Here is a 23268-nt window from a genome sequence, read left to right on the forward strand (position 1 = left end):
GCTACAACTTTTCTCCTTCCACAATACTTACTTCCGTAATGGAAAGGTCCACTACTCTTGTCAGCCGGAGGTCTGAGCGACGGAAGAGTTCATCGAATTCTGCAGCTGACCTTTCTCTTCCGCCTGTAGTTACCAGCATGTTCATGTCCGCAAGTTTGGAGCCATGGTGTGTATTGCCTTCGGGCACTACACCGTCTATCACCAGGATCTTACTGTCTTTCCGCATGGCACGGCTGCAAACGCTCAGTATTTTGATAGCGTCTTCATCGGTCCAGTCGTGGAGGATCAATTTCATTATGTAGGCGTCTGTGCCTGCAGGTACCTGTTCAAAGAAATTACCGCCGATGGTGGTGCAGCGGTTTTTGATGGCTGTATCTGCTGCTATGAGGGCAGCTGTTTGTGTGATTACATAGGGTTCATCGAATATGATGCCGGAGGTATTGGGTGTTTTTTTCAGGATGGCGGAGAGCAGGGCGCCGTTGCCGCCGCCTATGTCTGTAATGGTTTTAAAAGGGGAGAAGTCGTATTGTTCCAGGATGGCTGTATCAGCAAACTGGGTCAGGTTGGTCATGCCCTTCATGAAGTTCAACCCTTTATCTTCATGTGCTTTATAGTAACTCCATAAATTAGCGCGGTAATGTTCATCAAAAGCAGTTTTCCCTGTTCTCACACTTTCTACTACCTCACCCCATGGGTTGTAGATTTCACCCAGCTGTACCAGTACAAAAGCTTTCATACTGCCGTGAGCGTTACCTATCAGTGCGGTGGCCATGGGCGTATTGGCAAATACACGCGGAGAAACTTCTTCAAAGATTTCGTTGGCTGCCAGCAGTCGTAGTAAACGGTACAAAGAAGGCGCGTGGGTACCGGTTTCAGCGGCCAGGCTTTCCAGGTCTTTAGGTCCCGCCACCAGTATGTCTGCAATATTAAACCTCGCTGCAGCGTAAACACAACAGGATATCCAGTGGTTGGTGATATGCTGCAGAATACGGGTGGTTTGTTCATGGGTGGCGTGCAGGCCGGAATCAAAAGATGGCATAATGGTTATTTTTAAATGTTAAAGAACGCGGTTTGCAGTGGGGTTAGGGGCATAGATCGAATGTCCGGGAATACTGTTCCGGGAATAGGTCAAATGGCCTTATGGTACTGCCTAAGGTAGGAAAGTCAGCTGCATCTTTTTTGCGTCGCGTAAATGATGTTGGGGTAACAGATATTTAGAATCAGCACCTTTGCATAAAATAAAAAACACCGGTCAGCATATTGCCGACCGGTGTTTTTTAATAGCTAAAAATCATTTGTAACCGGGAATGCGGGGTGGTAGTCTTCCTGCCGTCGCATATACACATTTACCATCTTTGAAGGTATACAACACCATTGTCTTTTTAATGAGTTTGGGATCGACAGTGATGATATCATTATTGAGAACAATGATATCTGCCTTATAACCTTTTTCCAGCTTGCCTTTGGTGGCTTGTTCTCCCCATTGATGGGCTACATCTTTTGTAATGGCTCTCAAAGCCCTGTACGCGCTGATCCGCTGATCTAAGCCCAAAGGATTGCCCGTCTGTGTCAGCCGATTTACGGCTCCATATACCCCGGCCAGAAGATCCGGAGGAGTGATGGGAGCGTCGGTATGGATAGTGAAATCCAGCGACAGGTCATCGGCATCTTTCAGTGGGCTGATATACTGGGCACGTGGGTTGCCAAGTACATTTTGTACATACCAGTCGCCCCATACGTACACATGAGTGGGAAAGAAGCTGGGGATGACATATGGCTGCAGGTTTTTCATCATCTTCAACTGTTCCTTACGGCTTGTCTGGCAATGAATGAGTACATTGGGTGTTTGTTGTTTGATCAGCGGTTCCCCTTTGGCGTTTTTCTCCTTTTTTAAAGTTTCAAAGATCTTGAGTGCCATATCAATGGCTGAATCTCCGTTCATATGGATATGGACTGGCATGCCTGCCTGCTCCACTTTTCTGACATTTGCCAGAGCAGTCTGGTAATTGTAGATGGGGTGGCCATGGTAGGTGCTATCCTGTCCTATCATAGGGGTTTCGTATGGTTTGCTCAGGAATGCATCTTTTCCTTGTGGTGAACCATCGAAGGTGAGTTTAATGGCCCCGATTTTAAAATGTTTGTCATATTTGTTGTAACTGGATTTAAACTGACTAAGGTCTGGATTGGAGTCGAAGTCGGGTAACACAATATAATCTCCGAGGAGTTTGTCTTCCTGGTTGGCCCGCTTGATCAATGCTATCAACTCAGGATTGGCCCTGCCTTCGCACATAGTGGTAATGCCATATTTAAACCATAGCTTTTCCTGTTCCTTCAATAAGGCTAACCCCGACTGGTATTGTTGCTCCTGAGTGAGACCAGGAGGGGTGGCGAGCCCCTGAGCTACTGAGAGGGCATACAGATGAGCATTTTCCAGCAGCAGACCGGTTAGTTTACCGTTATTTTTTACAACGGTACCTCCTTTGGCTGTATCCGGTGTATTATCGTTGAAGTTCAGGAGCTGCAGGAATTTTGAATTGGCTACGCCCATATGGCCACTTACATGAACAATATAAATGGGATGGTTCGGATCAATTTTATCCAGGTCCTCTTTTGTAGGTTGCTGGTGGCCATCCAATTGGGAATCATCATAATTATTCCCTATGATCATGGTGTTGGAATGAGGGGGATAGTTTCTGGTGATATATGCCCCCAGGCTATCCCGAAGAATAGGAATAGAGGTAACATGACCATATGGAGGACCACTTAAATCAGCTAGGGGCGCCGTCAGAGATGCTATGCCTATATGTGCATGGGCATCCATAAATCCGGGAATCACCAGGTTGTTGGTGCAATCAATGATCTCTGTTGTGCCTTCTTTGTAATAATTGTTTTTAGCATCCTGAAAGCTACCCACAAAGGAAATCTGATCACCTGTTATAACTACACACTCAGATGGTTTGGCAACAGGGTGTGCATCTTCCTCCATGGTCCGGACTATCCCTTTAATAATGTAATCTGCAGGAGGCTCCTTAGCTCGTTTAAATCCCAAAAATGCTAACAGGGCTCCCAGAGGCAGGAGTAGAAACAACAGTACTTTCTTCATGTGTGGTTATTTTGTTTGCAGGATAAACAGTCTCCGCAGGAAAAGGTTCAGCAAAAACAAAAGAAATTATTATTATTGATGTCCGATGCTGATGTGGCATATAAAATGGTGGAAATGTCCTTTTCAATTGATACACTGCAAAATCTGCTGAATAGTCTTAATGGCGTGCTACCGGCGGATATGGGCCCTTTATTTGTGGCTACGAGGCAGCACAAACTGGAAGCCGGAGAAATGTATATCCGTGAGGGTGATACGGCTAAAAAACTAGCCTACCTGATGCAGGGCATCATGCGGGCCTATATGGTAAAAGAAAGCGGGGAAGAAGCGACCATGTTTCTTCGCTGGGAAGGACAGTTTATTGCTTCTCATGATACCATTATTCGCCAACAGCCTGCACGCTTCAATTACAGGGCATTGGAAGAAACCACCTTACTGGAGATAGACTATGACCGGCTCGAAGAGGTGTTAAAGGTGCATCCGGAATTCGAACCCTTACGCATATACTTTTTAAAGAGAATGCTTGCTGAAGCATTGGATAGCATCGAAGCCTTTGTATTGCTGTCGCCCGAAGAACGTTATCTGCAGCTAGTCAAAAGCCGTGCTGATATTGTAAACCGCGTACCCGACAAATACCTCGCCTCCATCATGGGCATTACACCTGTGTCTCTCAGCAGGATAAGAAAAAGGCTGCAGGAGAGGGGCAAAAAATAAATGAAATTATCTTTTGTTAATGTCGTTTCTTATCCTTTGTTAACCTGTCGAAGTGCGTGCTGTTGCTAATTTTGAGTAATCAAAATGAAGCATCAGACCATATGAATACGATAGTAGAAGGCATTGTCCGTATTTTCAGCATTTCCCTTTTGAGGTATTTTTTACTGGCAGGAATACCTTTCGTGATCTTTTACCTGCTGTTCCCCACCAGGCTAAAACTACAGAAGATACAGCAGCGTTACGCTTCCCGAAAGGACTTTATCCGGGAGATATTGCATTCCGCACAAAGTACGCTGGTGTTTACGGTCATTGGAGTGGCCATCCTCAATACGCCGCTACGGCATTATACGCTCGTCTATAGCGATATTCATGACTTTCCGATATGGTATATCGGCGTAAGTCTGGCTCTTAGTTTGGTAGTGCATGATACTTATTTCTACTGGATGCATCGCTTATTGCATCATCCTAAATTATTCAAATTAACACATCTGGTACATCATCAAAGTATCAATCCTTCTCCCTGGACTTCTTACAGCTTCCATTTTCTGGAAGCAGTGGCAGAAGGTGGCGTATTGGTGCTGATCAGCTGTATCATGCCGCTGCATCCGCTGACAATTCTGCTATTTACGATTACGGGTTTTATCATCAATGTATACGGACATCTGGGTTATGAGCTGATGCCACGTTGGCTTCGGCATAGCTGGTTGTTTGAGGTGATTAATACTTCTGTGCATCACAATCTGCATCACCGTAAGTTCAAAGGCAACTACGGCCTGTATTTCCGGGTATGGGACCGGCTGATGGGTACTGAACATCCTGATTATGTAAAGGAATATGATAAGGTACAGGCCCGCAGATTTAATCTTAGCGGAGATAAAAGTCAAGTCCCGTTAGGGGATTTGTGCTGAAATAAGTTTCTTTTTCATGCTGTTCATGAGCAAGGCCAAGAATAATCCTTGCCCGCTCCATATCTTCCGGAGAGGGTTTGGTGTAAAGTGTGATAGCCCTGTTTTTCCAGGTTGCAAGATAAGTTGTGCTTAGTAGCCGGATAGTTTCGTGTGTATCTATCGTGCCCAGTATCAGGTCGGCCAGTGTGGGCCAGCCACCGGATTGACTGAACAGCTTCAGCATGGATTTTTTTATTTCGATGCTGCCGGTTTTGAAATGCAGTCTGGCGGTTTCGAGCACAGCTTTGTCTGCCACCCTGGAGAGATACCCGATGGTCACATTCCTGATTCCTGGAATCTCATTGGCCATATGGTTGATCGCAAATGAACGGGCCTTCGGCTCATCCAGTTTTGTCAGAGCCAGAAACGCAGTGCAGCAGATATGCGGAAAGGGATGATGTAAAAAACGTTCAACAGCAGCTGCATGTTCTTTTGCGCCTGTTTCTGCCAAACCAGCCATGGAACCACTTATCTGGCGGTTTTCCTGCAGATTGTTATAATAGATGGTTTTATAATCGATCTCATTTTCCTTTAATACAAATCGGGCAAAGGATCTGATGCTGGCGGCATCATCAGCAATAAAGCGCTGTATAATATTGTGGAAGTTAGCTGCACCTTGCAGCTTGTAAAGTGTGTGTATCCGTACTTTTGGAGACTTATCAGTCAGTAGTTTTTCGATTGCTGTTGTTGAAAGATCTCCAAAATGTTCCAGGGCTTGTAATCTGATCAGGTATAGTTGATCGCGGATGAAAATACTGAGCTCCCGGCTGTCACCGGCATAGGAGGCGGAAAGTTGTTGTGCCAGTATCAAACGCGCTTTATCAGGATAACGGGAGAAATGTTGTAATACTATTGCTCTGTTACGATGGATAATAAAATCACGGATCTCTTCTGCCACAGGCCCCGGATCTGTTCTTTGTACTTGCCGTAGCCACTGTAGCAGCGGCAGATGCGTTACAAAGGCATCAATAAAATCCGGACGTGTAAGTGGTGTCAGCGCTTCAATAGCCGATTGGCGGACCTGTGGTACCCAGTCCGCCAACCGGTATATAAGAAAGGGAATTGCTTCCGGAGTTTGCAAAGCTGCGAGTCTTTTAACAGCCTTCTCCCGCAGGTACCCGTCTCCATTCAACGAACTAATGGCCAGCAATACTATCAGCTGATTTTTTTGAAAGGCTGCTTCATAAAAATCGATGTCTGATGTCGATATTTCACATTGATTGACTGTCTCATACAATCTGCCCCTGGTCTTCATTTTCCGGAACAAGTGAACGATGGTATCACAAATTGCTTCCCGGATATTTGGGTGACTGGTGCTCTTTAGCAATGGTATCAAACAATAAATAAGGCCCGGATAACCTTCTGCACGGATCTTTTCCAGTGCTTCCAGTTTTTCATTTGTATTGTCTTTCCTGAAAATACCGGTTTTATCGGGTTGTCTTAAAATGCTGATATATTGCCAGAGGTCCATTGCAGCGCCATACTTGATGAAGCCCTAATTTATGGATAATTGCACTAATCCTGATTATTTTCTGTTTACCTGCTTATATGGAAGAACATCACCTTCATTGGGCACTACGATGCGGCTTTTCAGTTTTTCATCGGTTATGTATTTCCTCAGTGCTGTTTTGCTAAGGCTGCAGTGATTGATGGCATCCATATGTACAGCGATGATGGTAGTGGAGGGGAGTAGAGTGGTAATGGTTTTCAGTTCACCGGTGGTTAGTGTCATGGTGATGCCGGGTGCCAGTACCGGATTTTCCCGTGTGAACTGGCATTCGCCGGTATTAGCCACAATCACTGGTGGCTGGGTGCGCAGCAGGGAATTGGTTAACAGCTCATCGAGGATGGCATCACCGGTGAAGAACACGGATTGTTTGCCTGTCTGTAGATAATAGGAAGAAGAGATGCCGAAAGGTGGAGCGCCAACAGCGCCCTTATGGTGACTGGCGAGGTATCTGGAGATAGTGATACCTTCCCAGGTGAGGCTACTGTCGATTACGCGGGTGTTGGTAAATCCTTTTTCCTGTAGTTTGATATCATCTCCCGGCTGGCAGAATATCAGCATGTTTTTAGGCAGCATTTTTTCAGCTGCTTCATCAAAGTGGTCCGGATGGTAGTGGGTGAGTAAGACAGCATCCACCTCTTTTAACACGCGGTCTCTGCTGAAAGGCAGATCGATACCCGGATTCTTTTTATCGTTGGCAAAGGGGATAGGTGCTTCTGTTCCTTTATCGGCCAGTATTGGGTCTGTGAGGATACGTTTGTTGTTGACGGTAACTTTTACGGTGGCGCTCCTGATGAGTTGTATGGTCATGGAGCTGTCAGTGGCCGCTGTTGCGGATTGGGCGAAGATGCTGATCATTGCGGTCAGCAATGATAATACTGCTTTTTTCATATGTTTCTGATAGTTTCGGGGCCAAAGGTATATCTTTACATAGTCGCCGGTAAGTGGTTACTTTTTAGTGGCATACTTACTTTTTAGTAGGTTTTATGGATTGCCGGGCGTCTGCTGAAACACATTTTTTTAAAAAAATATGAGAGATCCGAGATTACATTGTCCGTTGACATTTGCGGTGAAAGCTATCAGTGGCAAGTGGAAGTTATATATACTCAGTATGTTGTCTGATGGACAACCAAAAAGATATAGTGAACTGAGGAATACCTGTGAGAACCTCACGGAGAAAATGCTGACCAGCCAGTTAAGGGAGTTGGAGCAGGATGGTATTATCTGCAGAAAGGTATATCCCGAAGTGCCACCCAGAGTGGAGTATATGCTAACGGAGGCTGGCAGTAAGTTATGTGTCATCTTCGAACCATTGTATGAATGGGGCCTTGAATATATGAAGGAGGTTAAACCAGATAAACTGCATCTGCTGGAAATGGTCAAACAAAGGATGGCTTGACCTAACAGGAACGGGTATATGCTCGCAGGTTATCTACTGGCAGAAAAAATTTTTTTTCCTATTCAATTTTGTTATCTTCAGCATCTCGAAATAACTGCGTGAGTTATTCCACTATTGATACGGAGTCGTTAGCCTAACGCCAGCAAGATATAATCTGAAATAAACCCGTAAAATCCTCCTGTTATGAAGAAAAAAACAACTGTCCAAAAGAAAATTTCTTTCAACAAAACAACAATTGCCGCCCTCAATGCACAACATCAGGCTATGATAGCTGGTGGTCTGCTGCCTATTACCCGGCAGGTTGCATGTCAGGAAACCAATTACGCTTCCTGTAACACTTTCCGCTACACGGAAGACCAGTGTATTCTCTGCTAGTAGTTTCCTTTTAACTTATGTATCAAACCTGCACTGACGGCCTAAATGGCCGCCATCAGGTGTGATTTGTTCTGGAAATACTTTATTCTTTCACCCGGGCCTGCCCGAATGGCATTGTATTGCCGGAAGCAGGCCAATCAATTCCTATTTTATGAAAAAGAGAAAAGCAAACCTTGAAAGAAAACTGACGCTCAACAAAGAGACAGTGGCTAACCTCAACATGCAACAGCAGCAACAGATTGCAGGCGGTGCCGGCTTCATCATTACCAGACCAATCGACTGCCAGTCATTTGCGGTTACCTGTGATACTGCCCAGATGCCTACCGGCCCTTGTGAGCTCTGTAATGGCCTAAAAGCATAAAATATGAAAAAGAAAAACGTATCCCTCCACAAAAAACTGGTACTCGGTAAATCTACCGTAGCTGCGCTGAATGTGAGCCAACAACAAATGATTGCTGGCGGAGTAACTACTGTTACCGTTACCAAACTTATTACCTGCAATTCACAGGGCGAAACCTGTGCTACCGCACCCGTTCGCACCAAACCCTGTGAGCTCTGCAACACCCTGTAAGCTCCTTAACACACTAAAGGTATCACCATGAAAAAGAAACAAGTATCCCTCAGTAAAAAGCTGACACTCGGCAAATCCACCGTAGGGGCCTTGAATGCTAGCCAGCAGGAACAGATTGCCGGCGGTATTCCTACTACTACCGTTACTTCCAGAATCAACTGTCCCACCGTTCTGGATACCTGTGCAACCATCCCTGTGGGAAGCCACTTATGCCAATTCTGCGCATTTTAATTTATCGTCTCTAAAACTTTCGTTATGAAAAAGAAAAAAATAAACATCGGCAGAAAACTGTCTTTCAACAAACAAACAGTGGCTCCACTGAATGCAGAAGCTCAACAACAGATAGCAGGCGGTGCTATCATCACCTTACTGCCTAATTGCACCAGCCGTCTGGATTCCTGTGCTACTATTCCTCCAGGTGGACACATCTGCCAGCTGTGCCCCTGATCATTCATAATCGGTAAAACGCTTCTTATGAAAAAGAAAAAAGTAAGCATAGAAAGAAAACTATCCTTCAACAAACAAACAGTCGCTCAGCTGAACGACAGACAACAACAGCTGATCGCGGGCGGACTGGAGCTGACAAGGTTGACCGATTGTCCTACCGGCCAGCAAAGGACCTGCCCCACCATTCCCCGCGCCGGAATGCAGTGTGTGCGTTGCATGTAGTACCTGTTTCAGCGTAAAAAATTTTTTATGAAGAAAAAAATATCACTTAAGAAAAAACTGGCTTTCAATAAAGCTGCTATTGCAGTACTCAATGGTACACAACAACAGCTGCTTGCCGGTGGGTTTGTTCCCATCACCAATCAGCCCAACTGTACTACCATCATCGAAACCTGCAATACACAACCTTCTCCGAAGGAGCCTTGCTGGTATTGCCAGTAATGACTACAATAGCACGGTTTTTCATAGCCGCATTATCCAAATGGATGATGCGGCTTTTTGTTGTCGAATCACATCTGCGCAGCGATGGAAAATTTTTACGGGATATGGAAGGAGTCCTATAATAAATCGGGGCGCTATAGGAAGCGCCCCGATGCGGGTAAATATAGTGTAAAGGGATATTAAGTATTATTTGAGCGCCAGCGGGCGTACGTCCTGCACCAGTGTCAGCAGGAATTTGCCTGGCTCTTCAATAGGAATCAGGTGAGAAGACTTTTCAAACCATATCCCTTTCTTATAAGGCGCTTTCACCTGTTTAAGCCAGGCGTCGGTAGGCTCGGATGGTGTCGTGTAGTCGTGCCGTCCCATAAACATGAGTACCGGGATCGGGAATGTTTTGACATTTTTAAGGTCCACGGCCAGAAACTCCGCTAATAAACGGGACAGACTGAACATATTGCCCTGATCGATAGCGGCAACATCTTTTTTGTCATAATCAGGTGAGAGGAAAGGCGCATTATAGAAATACTGTGGCTCTGGCCGGTAGGCTGCCAGTCCGCCATAGTATTGAGGCCATTTGCGGGCTATGATGATCCTTTCCCGGGTAAGTGGTTTATCGCCGGGGTAGGGCGCGATGGACTGCAGTTCCCTGAGGGCTTCCTCATTTTTCAGGCGGGAGGCTTCCTTCAGGGCAAACTCAAAGCTGACACGCTCATTGTCCATCGTGTTGATGTTCTGACCTACACCAACGTAGGCATAAAAGAGGTCCGGGCGTTTCAGCACAGCTCTCATAGACACGATTGTGCCCCAGCTGTGTCCCATCAGGATCAGTTTCTTTTTGTTGTACTTTTTCCGGATCTGTTCTGCCAGTTCGATAGCATCATTAACGTAGGTGTCTATATGAATAGTGGGGCCTAGTGTGGTGGTATCGTTGGCGAGATAGGTTTTGCCGGAAGCCCGCTGGTCGTACTGGACCATGGTGAAATACTCTTCCACCGGGCGTTGCCAGATCCAGGTGACAGGCGCCATAGGAGAGGCAGGGCCGCCGTGAACAAACAGGATGATAGGATTGTCTTTGTCCTGTCCTCTTACAAATACCCATTGTTTCACCCCGCCGATATTGGCTTCGAAGTTTTCCTGGATGCCATTAGGGTTGAGAATTTTACTGAATTCCGTGATCACCTTTTTACCGCCGGCATATTTATCGGGGACATCACTGTTTTGTCCGAAGCTGTATGGCAGGAAGGCAAAAAGCAGTAGAAGGAGAAGCAGGTTTTTCACATGGTACAAATTGTTGGTCAGGCCAATGGTGGCACGCGCGAGATTTGGTTGCATTGTGACGTAAAGTTGGATAAGATTAAATGAAGAATAAGCAAAAACGTAACGAGTAATAAACTTATGGTATTTTATAATAATGGACAAATTCAAGTACCGCCGGGTGCGAAAAGCTTCTTTTTTTGTGGCAATTAATATTAAATTTACCCTTGCTTCCGGTGTAGGGGAGTGGATCGTACGATATCTCGCAACATAATGAATGAACAGGAATTGCTGACGCAACTTGCCCTTGGTGACCAGGAGGCATTTACTGCTATCTATTTACAATACCATGGAGGTATTTATACCTACCTGCTGAAATTCACCAAAAATCCGCTGCTGACGGAAGACCTGGTGCACGATGTTTTCCTGAAGATCTGGGAAATCAGGTCCCAGCTGGATATTAAGTCCTCTCTTGCTGCTTATTTATACCGCCTGGCCCGTAATACGGCCCTTACCCAGCTGAACAGGATTTCCCTGTTCGATGCCATACGGGATGAGGTGATGCACCGGGTATCCCTGGGGATTCATGAACAATCACTGATGAATGCGGTGGAGCAGAAACAGTATGAAGAACTGCTGCGGAAAGCGATTGACAACCTCCCGCCGCAACGGCGGGAAGCGTTTATCCTTTGCCGTCAGCAGGGGATGAGTTATGAAGAGGCCGCCACACAGATGAACATCTCCCGTAATACGTTCAAACAACATCTGTCACTGGCAGTGAAATCCATCCGGGAATATCTGCTGGAACATGGCAGTATTTCCCTGCTGATGCTACTGATAGCCATGAAGTAAAATTTTTTTTCCGAGGCATCCACCCATTTCTTTTACTCATTAGTCTTATTAGTATGGAACCAAATAAATTTCCTTCAGACCTGTTGCAAAAATACCTGGACGGCGTCATCTCCGAAACGGAGAGCACCGCCCTGTTTGCCTGGCTGCGGGAAAACCCGTCAGAAAACAATGAGGCGCTGGAAGTGGTGCTGCAGGAGGCTTATGACGGATCTATGAAAGAGAAGCCAGCCCTCTCCGCCGATGCCAGCCAGCGCATACTCAACCGGCTGATGGTATCTATAAACGAAACAGAGAGCGTCCGAACTATTCCCTTCTTACGAAGGACCTGGGTAAGATATGCTGCAGCGGCGGTGTTACTGCTGGCCGTTGCCGGCACTGCCAGGCTGCTGATGCGGGAAAGGAAACAGGTAATACCACCTATAGCCGTGGCCGTTACTACCGGCTCCAACCGCGCAGTACTGAAGCTGTCCAACGGCCAGGAGATCGTGCTGGACAGCGCCCATGGCAGCATCCTTCAGCAACAGGGTATCACCGTACATAATGACAGCGGCAAACTGGACTATGAGGGCCATGCCGATGTAGTGGAATACCATACCCTTTCTACGCCCCGTGGCGGACAATATAAGGTACAGCTACCCGATGGAACTGCCGTATGGCTCAATGCTGCGTCGGGCATTACTTACCCTACCGCTTTCACCGGCAAGGAACGTAAGGTGAAGATCAGCGGGGAAGCCTATTTCGAAGTGGCTGCCAATGCCAAAAAACCTTTCCGGGTAGATGTGGATGGAAAGGCAACTGTGGAAGTACTGGGTACCCGGTTTAACGTTAACGCTTATACGGATGAGCAACATATCCGTACCACCCTGCTGGACGGGCGTGTGAAAGTAGTGCACGGGCAACAGGCTTCGGTGCTGAAACCCGGACAGGAAGCGCAGATCACCGCACAGGGAATGGACATCATAGACAGTCCTGACCTGGAAATGGCCATCGCCTGGAAAAACGGCTCCTTCCGGTTTGACCATGCCCACCTGAAAGAGGTGCTGCGGCAGATGTCCAGATGGTACGATGTAACAGTCATATATGAACCAGGAAGCACAGATATTATATTCAGCGGGGAAATCAAACGGGATCTGAACCTGCCGCAGGCACTGATTGTGCTGGAGACAATGGGGGTTCATTTCAGGATAGAAGGAAAGCAATTAATAGTAATGCCATAAAGTATCCATAAGAGAAACTAAAATCAAAAAGCAACAAAGGTGATGATGTGAACATACCGGCTCTGCACGGTAAGGGCCGGTATGTCTCTAACGGTAAAAGCCATCAGGCTTAAGGGCGGAGCTATGTCTTGCCGGAAATATCATCTGCCTGATTATTTACAAATCAACCAAAAAATGTTATGCCAGAATTGAGTCATCAACAGCGGAATGTCCCGCAGCATCGGCGGTCTGTCAAGCAGACGATATGGCTGCTCCTGATAGCTGCTATGGGCCTGCCACTCAAAGGATGGTCACAGACCATTACTTTTAGTAGTAATAAGGTATCCCTGCAACAGGTTTTTGCAGAGATAAAAAAACAGACCAACTATGCCGTGGTGTTTAATCCTGAACATGTAGATGTGAACATCTCTGTTCCGGTGAATGCCAAAAAACAGCCACTGGACGCTTTTATGAAAACACTGTTGGCCAAACTGCCGCTCAACTATACCATTGTAGGCAGCACCATCGTTGTTTTCCGTAAGTCCGACACACCGCCTGATTTTAACAGTACGCCGCCGGCCACGGAGATCACCGGCGTGGTATACGATGAAAAATCCAATATGCCCATGCCCGGTGTAAGTGTCTTTGCCAGCGGTTCCGGCAAGGGTACTCAAACAGACGAGAAAGGTTTCTTCACTTTGAAAAAACTCAAAGACAAGGAGATGCTGACCTTCTCCAGCATTGGTTATGAAAAAGTGACTTTGCCGGCAGGACTGGTGGGGGTGCCGATGTATGTTAAAATGAGAGTGGCCACCAGTGAGCTGGACCAGGCTGTGGTACAGGCTTATGGCGTAACCAGCAAACGCCTGGCCACAGGTAATATTACCCGCGTCAGCGGAACTGAAATTGCACAACAACCGGTCATGAATCCCCTGCTCGCCCTGCAGGGGAAGGTGCCCGGCCTGCTGGTGACACAAACCAGTGGTTATGCCGGCTCGCCCGTTAAACTGGAAATCAGGGGAAGAAACTCCCTGGGTAAGGATTTCCTGTCAGATCCCTTATATATTGTTGATGGCGTGCCACTCACCGTGCTGGGAGTAAGCACCGGAAATACCTATCAGGCAGGCGTGTCTCCAGGATATGTACAGGGTGGTCTTTCTGCAACACAGGGACAAAGCCCTTTATTTGGCCTCAGTCCGAAAGATATAGAAAGCATTGAAGTACTGAAAGATGCTGACGCTACGGCCATCTACGGTTCCCGTGGCGCCAATGGTGTCATCATCATCACCACCAAAAGAGGCAAGGCAGGCAAAACCTCCTTTTCACTCGATGCCAAACAGGGTATTACTACAGTACCCCGTCGCTGGCCGCTGATGGATACCAGACAGTATTTACAGATGCGCCGCGAAGCCTTTAAGAATGATGGGATTACTCCTACACCTGCCAATGCGCCGGATCTCACCGTGTGGGACACCACCCGTAATACCAACTGGCGCAAGGAAGTGTTAGGCACTGGTAAACTCACCACAGTATCCGCCAGCCTGTCTGGTGGCGATAATCAGAATAATTTTTATGTCAGTGCCAACTACTCCCGTCAGGTGGAAATGCTGGCCAGCAGTGGGGCTACACAGACGGCATCCGTATCTTCCGGCCTTCAGCACAGAAGTAAAGACCAGAAGTTTAGCCTGCGCATTGGTACCATCATTGGGTATACCGGTGTGGATGCTATACAGGCCTCTTCCACGCTGTTTTCCCTGGCGCCTAATGCACCATCAGTTTTTGATAGCAAAGGTAATCTCAATTTCACCGACTGGAGTACCGGACAACAACCACTGAGTGAACATCCCTTTGCTTATTTGCTCAGAAACAACGTCAATCAGCAAAACCAGTTCAACTCCAATCTGGAAGTAAGATATGAGATCATCAAAGGACTTACTTTCAGCACTACCGGTGGTTATTCCTATGTCAGCGGCAACAATAACTTCTTTCAACCAATTGCATCCTTGAACCCCATCCTGAACCCATCTGGTCTGGCTAGTTTCGGCAGTACCAAAAATACCAACTGGATTGTGGAGCCGCAGCTGGCTTACAGCCGTTTTATCGGTAAAGGGGGGCTGACGGTGCAGGCGGGTGGAAGTCTTCAGAACACTACTACCAATGGTCTTGTGACCTACGCATTGGGTTATGGGGATGATAATCTAATCAAAAGCCCGGCGAATGCTCCGATACAACAGACGATGGAAGGATACGGCCGTTACAAGTATGCGGCCGTTTTCGGAAGGATCTCCTATAATTGGGACAATAAATACCTGATCAATCTCAATGGCAGAAGAGATGGCTCTTCGCGCTTTGCTCCCGGCCGCCAGTTCGGCAATTTCGGTTCTGTGGGGCTGGGATGGGTGGCTTCGGAAGAACCATGGATGAAGGCTATACTGCCTTCCTGGTTTAGTTTTGTTAAACTCAGAAGCAGCTATGGTATCACTGGTAGTGATGGTTCCATCGGTGATTACCAGTATCTGTCGCAATGGGCCTCTATGCTGAATGCCCAGCTACTTAATAAATACGACAACGTACAGCCTTTTGTGCCCATTCATGCTATCAATCAGGAATATCACTGGGAAGCCAACAAAAAATTTGAAGGGGCCTTGTCGCTGGGATTTCTGAACGACCGCATTAACCTGGAAGTAGCCCACTACCGTAATCGTACAGGCGATCAGGTTACCAGTCTGCCTACCCCGCTATACACCGGCTTTCCCAACGTAGTGGCCAACTGGGATGCAGTCGTGGAAAACAGCGGATGGGAGGGTACCTTGCGTGCCCAGCTGATACGCAGCAAAGATCTGTCCTGGTCAGTGAACTTTAATATATCCACCAACCGCAACGTATTGGTGTCTTATCCCGGCCTGGAACTGTCTCCTTATGCTACACAATACAGAGTGGGACAGTCACTGTCTACCGGATATTACCTGCATTTGCTGGGAGTAGATCCTCAGACCGGAAAATATAGTTATGAAGACCACAACAAGAATGGAAAGGTGGATGTAGTGCCCACCAACCTGGCCGGTACCAACAATGATGACCGTTATGTAGCCATTGACAAGCAACCCAGATATTATGGTGGCTTCGGCTCCCAGCTTTTCTGGAAAGGGTTACGGCTCGATCTTTTATTTGATTTCAAAAAACAACTGGGCGAAAATCCTTTAGCGGCCATCGTTCCGGGTTCCCAGTACAACCTCCCCGTGGAATCGCTTCGTGATCACTGGTCTAAACCAGGTGATAATGCCCGGTATCCGGCTTTTTCCAATTCTTCTGATGGTCTGTTCACCTACTCTGATGGCATCTTCTCCAATGCTTCCTACCTCCGGTTAAGAAGCCTGGCTATCAGTTATGACCTCCCGGAGAAGCTCATTAAAAGAGCCCGTATGGAAGGCTGTCGCTTTTATATCCAGACAGAAAATGTTTTCACCATCACCCGGTTTGCAGGAATGGACCCCGAAATACAGGGAACATTGGCACTGCCGTCTGCCAGAACACTCACCGGTGGCTTTATGCTTAACTTTTAAAATGATCAGTGATGCAGTATCAAAAGATAATAACCAATACTTACCGCTGCCTGTTGCTGGCAGTTGTGTTTTCTTCCTGTAAAAAACTGGTATCTGTTCCTGATCCTATCAATACTATCTCCACCGGTCAGGTGTTTAGTTCTGAAAAACAGGCTAATGGCGCCATGGCGGGGATTTATACCAGAATGATCAATGCCGAAAGCTCTGCCCAGCCAGCCGATATTGTACAGAACTCCTTTGCTGCCGGCTTGTCTACCTTGCTTGGAGGGGTTTCCTCCGATGAAATGTATAATTACCAGGGGGCCGGTGATCAGAATTGGTATCTTCCCAATACCAATAAGCTCACCGCCTACAACAACGGTTTCATTTTTAATATATGGAATTCAGCCTATACTTCCATATATGCCGCCAATGCAGTGATAGAAGGTATTGCCGCCTCTACCTCGCCCAACCTCAAGGATAGTGTGCGCAAGGCGCTGACAGGAGAGGCAAAATTTGTACGTGCCTTTTCCTACTTCTATCTGACCAACTTTTTCGGAGATGTGCCACTGGCGCTGACCACGGATTTTAACAAAACACGTATCATGTCGAGGACACCGCAGCAGCAGATATATCAGCAGCTGGTAGCGGACCTCAAAGATGCTGTTACCACCATGCCGGAAGCATATCCCACCAGTAGCAACGAAAGAATACGCCCTAACCGTTATGCCGCACTCGCCCTGCTGGCAAGGGTTTATCTTTATCAGCGTGATTATGCCAATGCGGCTGATGCTGCCTCCGGGGTTATCAACCATACAGACCTGTATCAGCTGGAAGCCAATCTGGACAATGTGTTTGCGCCGACCAGCCGGGAAGCCCTCTGGCAGCTGAAACCAGCCGGTGTCTTTATGCTGAACAATGCCCTGCCGGAAGGCTTTAAGTTGGTACCTAACCCGCTGCGCACGGGTTATCCCTCAATTTGTCTGACAGATATCCAGCTGAAAGCCTTTGAAACAGGAGATAAACGTTTCGTATCCTGGGTAGACAGCACCCAACCAGCAGCATCGCCTAATACACCACCGCCTGCGCTGGGTTATTATCCTAACAAATACAAAATAGGCAGTGCTAACAGTAGTTTCGGCGCGCCATTCAAAGAGTATCAAACAGCACTACGCCTGGCGGAAATGTACCTGATACGGGCGGAAGCCGCTGCCAACGGTGGTCCTGGCGGTATATCCAGCGCCATCAGTGATCTCAATATTATCCGTAACAGGGCGGGCCTGCCGGCTTTACCATCTTCCTTAAACCAGGATCAGCTGCTGGCAGCAGTAGCCAAGGAAAGACAGACAGAGTTTTTTGCAGAATGGGGACACCGCTGGTTTGATCTCAAGCGAACAGCCAAAGCACATAACGTGTTGTCCGCTATTCCGCTGAAACAGCCATGGGCCGGTGATTTCCAGCTGTTGTATCCAATACCTCCTGCTGAGATCAATGTAAACCATTTCCTCACTCAAAATCTCGGATATTAATATGCTTTCCTATAAAAAATGTCTGCGCTACCTCATACCATGTCTGATGGTCAGCCTGCTGATGGCCTGCGCTAAGGATAAAGTGGCACCCGGTACAGCCTCCCTGACCATCATCAACGCCGTGCCCGACAGCCGTCCGCTGGTGACCAACTTCAAAGGTGGAAATCCTTTCGATTATTATCGGGCTGTACAACTGGATTATAAGGTACCATTCAACCCGCTGGTCAACCGTTTCAGGTCTTACAGTGGAAGCCAGCCACTGTGGTTGTATCAGTATCCTGATACCACTGATAAAAGCACGCCGCTGTTCAAACTGACGCTAGACCTCCCCATCGGTGCTACCCGTACATTGTTTTTAACGGGTACGGTTAATACACCGGATACCGTGTTCACCAATGATGTGCTGCCTTACCATCCCTTAGGTGACAGTACCACCGGATTACGGTTTGTAAACCTCTCTCTGGGCAGTGCGCCGATAAAGGTGGTTATCAAAAATAAAACCGGTGATGCGGAAGTCAGCAGCCTCCCCTACAAAGGCGTGACGGGCTTCCGGAACTATCCTGTCAACGCTGCCCTCGAAGACTATGTATTCGAATTCAGGGATGCCGCCAGCAACACGCTCATCACCAGCTATACAACAAACGGTATCCACTATCCGCTGCCGGGAGGCATACATCAGTGGGTGTTCAGAAACTGGACACTGGCGCTGGTAGGGCTGCCGGGAGGTACTAACGGACAGGAACAAACGATCATGGCCTTCTCCTATTAAAGAAGCCTTTGCATCAACATCTACTTTTTCAAAACATATTATGAACACTATATTAAAAATCGACCGGCTATCCCACCGGTACAGCAGTGCCTGGGCCGTCCGCGATATTAACCTGGAAATAGGCCATACCGGCGTAATCGGGCTGTTGGGCTCCAACGGCGCCGGTAAGTCCACTACCATGAATATCATCTGCGGTGTGCTGAATCAAACCGAAGGCCAGGTATATGTGAATGGTAAAGACATCCGGAAAGAACCGGAGCTGGCTAAAAGAGAGATCGGATTTCTGCCACAGAACCCGCCCGTATATACTGACCTCACCGTGGACGAATACCTGCAATACAGCGCACAGCTGCGACTTGTGGAGAAAAGTAAAATCCGCAAAGCTGTGGAAGAAGCCAAAGAACGTTGTGGCATCTCCCATTTCAGCACCCGCCTGATACGCAATCTGTCAGGAGGTTACCGCCAGCGTGTAGGCATTGCACAGGCTATCATCCATAAACCCAAACTGGTGGTGATGGATGAACCCACCAATGGTCTCGATCCCAACCAGCTGATAGAAGCGCGTAAACTGATCCGCGAAATAGCCCAGGAACATACCGTGCTGCTGTCGTCCCACATTCTCTCCGAAATACACCTGCTGTGCCGGGAGATCGTGATGATAGAAGGAGGAAGGGTTATTTTCTCCGATACCATGGATGCTTTCAACAACTACGTACAACCGCATAGTGTGCTGGCGCATATGGAAAATATGCCGGCAGCTTCTGAACTGCAGAAGATCAGCGGCGTGTCGAAAGTGGAAGTCCTGAATGATACCCAGGTACGCATTTATTTCGAAGGCGACCAGGAAATCACCGAAAGGATTATCGCCGCCAGTGTGCAGGAGGGATGGCGCCTCCGGGAAATCAGTCTCGACAAAGGTTTGCTCGATGATATTTTCAAGCAATTATCTATTCAATCGCTCCAATAATTTTTATACATGAAGATGATATTCAGGATTGCGAAAACAGAGCTCCGGACACTCTTTTATTCACCGGTGGCCTGGTTTTTAACAATCGCATTTATGGTGCAGTGTGGGGTGTATTATACCTACGCCATGCTCAATATCGCCAACTGGCAGGATATAGCCATCAGGAACAATCCTAAATTCAAGGACTTTGGTATCTCGCTGACCTCAGGGGTTTTTTTAGGGCAGGACAGCATTTTTGCCAATGTGCTGCAAAACCTGTATCTGTTTGTTCCCTTGCTGACAATGGGTTTGATCAGCAGAGAAATCAACAATGGTACTATCCGGTTGTTATATTCTTCTCCCATCAAAACCCGGGAGATTGTACTTGGAAAGTACGTGGCTATCATGATCTACAACCTGCTGCTATTAAGCATTGTAGGCGTGTTTATGCTCATGGGTGTTGTTAATATATACCATGCAGATTACGGAATATTGTTGTCTGCCGCACTGGGCTTCTATTTGCTGGTATGTACCTATACGGCTATCGGCCTGTTTATGTCCAGTCTCACCAATTACCAGATCGTATCAGCCATTGGCAGTTTTATTATCATCTTTGCGCTGAGCCGCATCGGTGGCTTGTGGCAGAAGTATGATATCGTGCGGGACCTGACTTATTTCCTTTCCATTTCCGGACGTACTACCAAGATGCTGAGAGGACTGATCACCACCAAGGATGTGATTTATTTTGTGATGATCATGTATATGTTTGTAACATTTACCCTGATCAAACTCAAGGCCGGTCGTGAATCCAAACCGTGGTTTGTAACAACGGCCCGCTACCTGCTGGTGTCTGTATCTGTACTACTGATAGGTTATGTAAGTTCCCGTCCTGCCTTTATCGGCTACTGGGATACTACCGCCACCCAAAAAAATACACTGCATCCCAATACACAACGGATATTAAAAGAGCTGGGTGACGAGCCGCTGGAGATCACGCTGTATACCAACCTGCTGGGACCAGGTGTACAACGTGGCCTGCCGGAAAATCGCAACGATTATCTGTGGAGTCTGTGGGAACCTTACCTGCGCTTCAAACCGGACATCAAATTCAACTACGTGTATTATTATGATGCCGATGATGCAGATAGTTCGCTGTATAAAACCTGGCCGGGTAAAACCCTGCAGCAGATAGCCACCCAGATGGCAGAAGGATATGACGTGAAGTTCGCTGGTTTTAAAGCACCGGCAGAAGTGCGCCGGATGGTCAACCTGCAGCCGGAAAGCTACCGGTTGGTGATGCAGCTGAAATACAAAGGACAGACCACTTTCCTGCGCACTTTTGATGATGCTACATTCTGGCCCGAAGAGCAACAGGTGGCGCCTGCCTTCAAACGCCTGATACAGGCCTCGCTGCCTAAGAATATTTTCCTGACAGGTAATCTACAACGTAGCATCCATAAAAAAGGGGAGCGCGAATACATGTTGCATGCTATTGCAAAAGGAATTCGTACGTCGTTGATCAATCTGGGTTTTGATGCAGACACCCTGAATGCAGATACCCGGGAAATACCTGCTGGTATTACCTCATTGGTGCTGGCAGACCCTAAAACGGAACTGAGTCCGGTAGCTACAGAAAGAATCAGTCGTTACCTGCAGAACGGCGGTAATATGATGATCCTGGGCGAGCCAGGCAAACAACAGATGCTGAATCCGCTGCTGAAACAGCTGGGCGTGCAACTCATGGATGGCACCCTCATAGAGGTGTCCAAAGATGAGATGCCGCATATGGTAAAACCATATTTAACAACTGCTGCTACCTACCTGTCACAAGACCCTGTCCTCAAGGCCGTCCGGCAGCTACAGCAGGAAGGAGAAGACAGTCTGGGAGTACTGATGCCCGGCGTGACCGGCATCGCTGTGACAGATAGCAGCAACTACAAACCTACCACTATCCTGACTACCTTCTCCGGAAAAGCATGGATGAAGGTGGGTACGCTGGTAACCGATTCTGTGCCGCCGGTGCTTAATCCGCAGGAAGGCGACAGTAAACAGTCTTCTTATGCAACCATCGTATCGCTGACCCGTCAGGTGAATAACAAACAACAGCGTATAGTCGTATGCGGTGATGCCGATTTTATGAGTAACACCCGCCAGGGTGGAGGTTTTCTGAGCATAGACCTGTACAGCTGGCTGGATGAGGGAGCCTTCCCCATCTTCACACCAAGGCCGGAGGCACGGGATACTAAACTGACGATCAGCGGCACCATAGCCAATATCGAGAAGATAATATTTGTATGGGTATTGCCTGTTATCGTGCTGCTGGCCGGAACCATATTACTGCTACGTCGTAAAAGACAATAAAAACGGGAACCGATGATATTACAAACAGACGAACAAACAATAGACGACCTCCGCATATTCGGCAAGCGGGATGTCAGTGGTATCTACGACCTGTACAACCATACCCACACCCGTGGCGGCGAAGCATGTCTCGAAGAGATGTTCCGTCAGCCGTTGTCGGATAAGGAGGAAATCAACCGGCGCAGCAGTATTATCGCGCATTTTGCGCAGCTGCAGGTAGCTTTCCCTTTTGATGCAGCCCTGTTTGATATGGCAGAGAAGTATCTGAAAAACGGGGATGTCCTCTCAAAAAATACGGTGCAGGCTACACTGAGTGAAAAGGATATTTACAACGGCGTTACCGCCGTGATAGGTTTGCTGCAGCATGTACACCGGTTTGTCGAAGGCCCGGCAGTGGCGGGCATTGCAGCCTATGCCAGGGAGCGGACGGAAATAGCGCTGCTGCTGGCCGACCCGGCGCTGGAACCTGCGTTGAACGAATCCATGAAAGGAAAATTATCCTATGGTGCTGTCACTGCCTATGATCTGTTGTTCAGAACACGTGAAAGACAGAAGATCATCCAGCTGCTGGGCCATGTGTATATTTTGGATGTATACCTTTCCGTAGCTGCAGTGGCGGTAGAGAAAAAATTCGTATTCCCGAAAGCGTTAGACAAAGGCACCGGTATCTTAAAACTCGACGGCGTGTATCATCCGGGCCTGAAAAACCCGGTAGGCAACGATGTATCGATGGGCAGCAACCGGAACGTGATTTTTCTGACGGGAGCTAATATGGCCGGTAAGTCTACCTTCCTGCGTTCCCTGAGTACTGCATTGTATGTGGCGCATATGGGTTTTCCCGTAGCAGCGCGGTTGATGGAGTTCTCCGTACTGGATGGTATTTACACGACCATCAACCTGCCGGACAATCTGGGTATCGGGGCCAGCCACTTTTATGCAGAAGTGCTGCGGGTGAAAAAGATCGCTGCCGCCCTGAGTAGTGGCAAATCACTGCTGGTCATATTTGACGAGCTTTTCCGGGGTACCAATGTAAAGGATGCCCATGAGGCAACGGTAGCGGTTACACGAGCTTTTGCCGGTAAAAAGAACAGTAAGTTCGTCATCTCTTCCCATATCGTGGAAGCTGGGGAGCAGTTGCAGCAATCTGCCGGTATCGGTTTCCTGTATCTGCCCACCCGGATGAACGGACATACGCCGGAATATACCTATAGGCTGGAGGAAGGCATCACAGACGACCGTCATGGTATGATCATCATCCGCAATGAAGGTATACTGGACATCCTTCAAAAGGGACGCAAATCCCAGGACTAAAGTCCCG

The 23268-nt window shown here is 47.6% G+C and carries 23 protein-coding genes; 18 read left to right on the forward strand and 5 right to left on the reverse strand.

Annotation, left to right across the window (positions count from 1 at the left end; all coding sequences use genetic code 11):
- Position 1: 1 nt before the first annotated feature.
- Positions 2–1039: a methyltransferase gene (locus DF182_RS27135; RefSeq protein WP_113618893.1), complete on the reverse strand. Its 1038-nt coding sequence runs from the start codon at positions 1037–1039 to the stop codon at positions 2–4.
- 252 nt (positions 1040–1291) lie between these two features.
- A complete protein-coding gene (locus DF182_RS27140; protein WP_113618894.1) occupies positions 1292–3103 on the reverse strand; it encodes an amidohydrolase in 1812 nt (603 codons plus the stop codon).
- 114 nt (positions 3104–3217) lie between these two features.
- Here DF182_RS27140 and DF182_RS27145 point away from each other — a divergent pair, with 114 nt between their 5' ends.
- Positions 3218–3814 carry a Crp/Fnr family transcriptional regulator gene (locus DF182_RS27145; protein ID WP_161964284.1) on the forward strand — a complete coding sequence of 199 codons (597 nt, stop codon included), beginning with the start codon at positions 3218–3220 and terminating at the stop codon, positions 3812–3814.
- A 101-nt stretch (positions 3815–3915) separates the two neighbouring features.
- Positions 3916–4722 carry a sterol desaturase family protein gene (locus DF182_RS27150; RefSeq protein WP_113618896.1) on the forward strand — a complete coding sequence of 269 codons (807 nt, stop codon included), beginning with the start codon at positions 3916–3918 and terminating at the stop codon, positions 4720–4722.
- Here the strand turns inward: DF182_RS27150 and DF182_RS27155 are convergent.
- Both DF182_RS27155 and DF182_RS27160 read right to left on the reverse strand, forming a co-directional pair.
- Positions 4679–6232, reverse strand: a complete 1554-nt coding sequence (locus DF182_RS27155) for a HEAT repeat domain-containing protein (protein ID WP_113618897.1) — start codon at positions 6230–6232, stop codon at positions 4679–4681. The two genes, DF182_RS27150 and DF182_RS27155, sit on opposite strands and share 44 nt — an antisense overlap.
- Positions 6233–6286: 54 nt before the next feature.
- On the reverse strand, positions 6287–7159 hold the full coding sequence (locus DF182_RS27160; protein WP_113618898.1) for an MBL fold metallo-hydrolase: 873 nt from the start codon (positions 7157–7159) through the stop codon (positions 6287–6289).
- Positions 7160–7298: 139 nt separating this feature from the next.
- Here DF182_RS27160 and DF182_RS27165 point away from each other — a divergent pair, with 139 nt between their 5' ends.
- The 8 genes from DF182_RS27165 (at position 7299) to DF182_RS27200 (ending at position 9501) form a co-directional block, all read left to right on the forward strand.
- Complete coding sequence (locus DF182_RS27165) at positions 7299–7667, forward strand: winged helix-turn-helix transcriptional regulator (RefSeq protein ID WP_113618899.1); 369 nt, start codon at positions 7299–7301, stop codon at positions 7665–7667.
- Positions 7668–7850: 183 nt separating this feature from the next.
- A complete protein-coding gene (locus DF182_RS27170; protein WP_113618900.1) occupies positions 7851–8042 on the forward strand; it encodes a class I lanthipeptide in 192 nt (63 codons plus the stop codon).
- A 151-nt stretch (positions 8043–8193) separates the two neighbouring features.
- Positions 8194–8403 carry a class I lanthipeptide gene (locus DF182_RS27175; protein WP_113618901.1) on the forward strand — a complete coding sequence of 70 codons (210 nt, stop codon included), beginning with the start codon at positions 8194–8196 and terminating at the stop codon, positions 8401–8403.
- A gap of 3 nt (positions 8404–8406) precedes the next feature.
- Positions 8407–8613 (forward strand): class I lanthipeptide, encoded by a 207-nt coding sequence (locus DF182_RS27180; protein ID WP_113618902.1) that lies wholly within the window; start codon positions 8407–8409, stop codon positions 8611–8613.
- 27 nt (positions 8614–8640) lie between these two features.
- Entirely contained in the window at positions 8641–8844 is a 204-nt protein-coding gene (locus DF182_RS27185; RefSeq protein WP_113618903.1) for a class I lanthipeptide, read from the forward strand.
- A 24-nt stretch (positions 8845–8868) separates the two neighbouring features.
- On the forward strand, positions 8869–9060 hold the full coding sequence (locus DF182_RS27190; protein WP_113618904.1) for a class I lanthipeptide: 192 nt from the start codon (positions 8869–8871) through the stop codon (positions 9058–9060).
- Positions 9061–9087: 27 nt separating this feature from the next.
- Complete coding sequence (locus tag DF182_RS27195) at positions 9088–9282, forward strand: class I lanthipeptide (protein WP_113618905.1); 195 nt, start codon at positions 9088–9090, stop codon at positions 9280–9282.
- A gap of 27 nt (positions 9283–9309) precedes the next feature.
- Positions 9310–9501 (forward strand): class I lanthipeptide, encoded by a 192-nt coding sequence (locus DF182_RS27200; RefSeq protein WP_113618906.1) that lies wholly within the window; start codon positions 9310–9312, stop codon positions 9499–9501.
- 186 nt (positions 9502–9687) lie between these two features.
- Here DF182_RS27200 and DF182_RS27205 read toward each other — a convergent pair whose 3' ends face one another.
- On the reverse strand, positions 9688–10833 hold the full coding sequence (locus tag DF182_RS27205) for an alpha/beta fold hydrolase (protein WP_113618907.1): 1146 nt from the start codon (positions 10831–10833) through the stop codon (positions 9688–9690).
- Positions 10834–11028: 195 nt separating this feature from the next.
- On the opposite strand from DF182_RS27205, the gene DF182_RS27210 reads away from it, so the two are divergent.
- The 8 genes from DF182_RS27210 to DF182_RS27245 all read left to right on the forward strand — a co-directional run bounded on the left by DF182_RS27210 (position 11029) and on the right by DF182_RS27245 (position 23261).
- Positions 11029–11607: an RNA polymerase sigma factor gene (locus tag DF182_RS27210; protein ID WP_113618908.1), complete on the forward strand. Its 579-nt coding sequence runs from the start codon at positions 11029–11031 to the stop codon at positions 11605–11607.
- Between the two features lie 53 nt (positions 11608–11660).
- Positions 11661–12824, forward strand: coding sequence for a FecR family protein (locus tag DF182_RS27215; protein WP_113618909.1), 1164 nt, complete (start codon positions 11661–11663; stop codon positions 12822–12824).
- A 179-nt stretch (positions 12825–13003) separates the two neighbouring features.
- The gene (locus DF182_RS27220; protein ID WP_113618910.1) at positions 13004–16366 is read left to right on the forward strand and encodes a SusC/RagA family TonB-linked outer membrane protein; all 3363 of its coding nucleotides are present in this window, start codon (positions 13004–13006) and stop codon (positions 16364–16366) included.
- 11 nt (positions 16367–16377) lie between these two features.
- On the forward strand, positions 16378–17874 hold the full coding sequence (locus DF182_RS27225) for a RagB/SusD family nutrient uptake outer membrane protein (protein ID WP_113618911.1): 1497 nt from the start codon (positions 16378–16380) through the stop codon (positions 17872–17874).
- Between the two features lies 1 nt (position 17875).
- Positions 17876–18643, forward strand: a complete 768-nt coding sequence (locus DF182_RS27230) for a DUF4397 domain-containing protein (protein ID WP_113618912.1) — start codon at positions 17876–17878, stop codon at positions 18641–18643.
- 40 nt (positions 18644–18683) lie between these two features.
- Positions 18684–19610 carry an ABC transporter ATP-binding protein gene (locus DF182_RS27235; protein WP_211327223.1) on the forward strand — a complete coding sequence of 309 codons (927 nt, stop codon included), beginning with the start codon at positions 18684–18686 and terminating at the stop codon, positions 19608–19610.
- Between the two features lie 9 nt (positions 19611–19619).
- Positions 19620–21950, forward strand: a complete 2331-nt coding sequence (locus DF182_RS27240) for a Gldg family protein (protein ID WP_113618914.1) — start codon at positions 19620–19622, stop codon at positions 21948–21950.
- 12 nt (positions 21951–21962) lie between these two features.
- Positions 21963–23261, forward strand: coding sequence for a MutS-related protein (locus DF182_RS27245; RefSeq protein ID WP_113618915.1), 1299 nt, complete (start codon positions 21963–21965; stop codon positions 23259–23261).
- Positions 23262–23268 lie beyond the last annotated feature (7 nt).

The sequence above is a fragment of the Chitinophaga flava genome, assembly GCF_003308995.1.
Lineage (GTDB): Bacteria > Bacteroidota > Bacteroidia > Chitinophagales > Chitinophagaceae > Chitinophaga > Chitinophaga flava.

What these genes read in the sequence shown, in the direction of transcription:
- DF182_RS27170 (WP_113618900.1), top strand. Translation starts at nt 7,851, where the DNA reads ATGAAGAAAAAAACAACTGTCCAAAAGAAAATTTCTTTCAACAAAACA.
- DF182_RS27185 (WP_113618903.1), top strand. Translation starts at nt 8,641, where the DNA reads ATGAAAAAGAAACAAGTATCCCTCAGTAAAAAGCTGACACTCGGCAAA.
- DF182_RS27205 (WP_113618907.1), bottom strand. Translation starts at nt 10,833, where the DNA reads ATGCAACCAAATCTCGCGCGTGCCACCATTGGCCTGACCAACAATTTG.
- DF182_RS27160 (WP_113618898.1), bottom strand. Translation starts at nt 7,159, where the DNA reads ATGAAAAAAGCAGTATTATCATTGCTGACCGCAATGATCAGCATCTTC.
- DF182_RS27235 (WP_211327223.1), top strand. Translation starts at nt 18,684, where the DNA reads ATGAACACTATATTAAAAATCGACCGGCTATCCCACCGGTACAGCAGT.
- DF182_RS27210 (WP_113618908.1), top strand. Translation starts at nt 11,029, where the DNA reads ATGAATGAACAGGAATTGCTGACGCAACTTGCCCTTGGTGACCAGGAG.
- DF182_RS27200 (WP_113618906.1), top strand. Translation starts at nt 9,310, where the DNA reads ATGAAGAAAAAAATATCACTTAAGAAAAAACTGGCTTTCAATAAAGCT.
- DF182_RS27165 (WP_113618899.1), top strand. Translation starts at nt 7,299, where the DNA reads ATGAGAGATCCGAGATTACATTGTCCGTTGACATTTGCGGTGAAAGCT.
- DF182_RS27245 (WP_113618915.1), top strand. Translation starts at nt 21,963, where the DNA reads ATGATATTACAAACAGACGAACAAACAATAGACGACCTCCGCATATTC.
- DF182_RS27175 (WP_113618901.1), top strand. Translation starts at nt 8,194, where the DNA reads ATGAAAAAGAGAAAAGCAAACCTTGAAAGAAAACTGACGCTCAACAAA.
- DF182_RS27150 (WP_113618896.1), top strand. Translation starts at nt 3,916, where the DNA reads ATGAATACGATAGTAGAAGGCATTGTCCGTATTTTCAGCATTTCCCTT.
- DF182_RS27190 (WP_113618904.1), top strand. Translation starts at nt 8,869, where the DNA reads ATGAAAAAGAAAAAAATAAACATCGGCAGAAAACTGTCTTTCAACAAA.
- DF182_RS27155 (WP_113618897.1), bottom strand. Translation starts at nt 6,232, where the DNA reads ATGGACCTCTGGCAATATATCAGCATTTTAAGACAACCCGATAAAACC.
- DF182_RS27135 (WP_113618893.1), bottom strand. Translation starts at nt 1,039, where the DNA reads ATGCCATCTTTTGATTCCGGCCTGCACGCCACCCATGAACAAACCACC.
- DF182_RS27145 (WP_161964284.1), top strand. Translation starts at nt 3,218, where the DNA reads ATGTCCTTTTCAATTGATACACTGCAAAATCTGCTGAATAGTCTTAAT.
- DF182_RS27225 (WP_113618911.1), top strand. Translation starts at nt 16,378, where the DNA reads ATGCAGTATCAAAAGATAATAACCAATACTTACCGCTGCCTGTTGCTG.
- DF182_RS27230 (WP_113618912.1), top strand. Translation starts at nt 17,876, where the DNA reads ATGCTTTCCTATAAAAAATGTCTGCGCTACCTCATACCATGTCTGATG.
- DF182_RS27140 (WP_113618894.1), bottom strand. Translation starts at nt 3,103, where the DNA reads ATGAAGAAAGTACTGTTGTTTCTACTCCTGCCTCTGGGAGCCCTGTTA.
- DF182_RS27195 (WP_113618905.1), top strand. Translation starts at nt 9,088, where the DNA reads ATGAAAAAGAAAAAAGTAAGCATAGAAAGAAAACTATCCTTCAACAAA.
- DF182_RS27240 (WP_113618914.1), top strand. Translation starts at nt 19,620, where the DNA reads ATGAAGATGATATTCAGGATTGCGAAAACAGAGCTCCGGACACTCTTT.
- DF182_RS27220 (WP_113618910.1), top strand. Translation starts at nt 13,004, where the DNA reads ATGCCAGAATTGAGTCATCAACAGCGGAATGTCCCGCAGCATCGGCGG.
- DF182_RS27180 (WP_113618902.1), top strand. Translation starts at nt 8,407, where the DNA reads ATGAAAAAGAAAAACGTATCCCTCCACAAAAAACTGGTACTCGGTAAA.
- DF182_RS27215 (WP_113618909.1), top strand. Translation starts at nt 11,661, where the DNA reads ATGGAACCAAATAAATTTCCTTCAGACCTGTTGCAAAAATACCTGGAC.